Consider the following 674-nt stretch of genomic DNA (forward strand, 5'->3'; position numbering starts at 1 on the left):
GAAAAAGAAAGAGGACGAGCCATATGCTAAAAGGGAAAAAGATACTTCTATGTGTAACAGGAGGCATTGCGGTCTTTAAAGCGGCTGCGTTAACTAGTAAATTGACACAAGCTGGTGCTATTGTAAAAGTAATGATGAGTGAGTCGGCAATGAAGTTTGTTATGCCTCTTACATTTCAAGCACTTTCTCGCCATGACGTATATACAGATACATTCGATGAGAAAGACTCGGCTGTTATTGCACATATCGATTTAGCAGATTGGGCAGATGTAGTACTTGTTGCACCTGCTACTGCCAATTGTATTGGGAAGTTAGCTGGTGGTATTGCAGACGATATGATTACAACTACTTTGTTAGCTACTACAGCCCCAGTGTGGATTGCACCTGCTATGAATGTGCATATGTATGAAAACAAAATTGTACAAAAAAATATGATGACGTTGAAAACGTTAGGATATACATTTATTGAGCCTGGAGAAGGTTTTTTAGCGTGTGGTTATGTTGCGAAGGGAAGACTAGAAGAACCGGAAGCAATTATTGCACGGTTAGAAGAGGCTTTTTCCGAACAAAAACCGTTGCAAGGAAAAAAAATATTAATAACTGCTGGCCCAACTCGTGAAAAGATTGATCCAGTGCGTTTTATGACCAATTTTTCTTCTGGGAAAATGGGATAT

1 protein-coding gene is annotated in these 674 nt (G+C 39.3%); it reads left to right on the forward strand.

The window, feature by feature from the left end; translation table 11 throughout:
• Positions 1-23: 23 nt before the first annotated feature.
• Positions 24-674: bifunctional phosphopantothenoylcysteine decarboxylase/phosphopantothenate--cysteine ligase CoaBC (gene coaBC, locus M3Z76_RS19655; protein ID WP_295657588.1), on the forward strand; the 651-nt coding region annotated here is incomplete at its 3' end.

Origin of the sequence: Metasolibacillus sp. (assembly GCF_025291715.1) — a bacterium.
In the GTDB taxonomy this organism is placed as follows: domain Bacteria; phylum Bacillota; class Bacilli; order Bacillales_A; family Planococcaceae; genus Metasolibacillus; species Metasolibacillus louembei.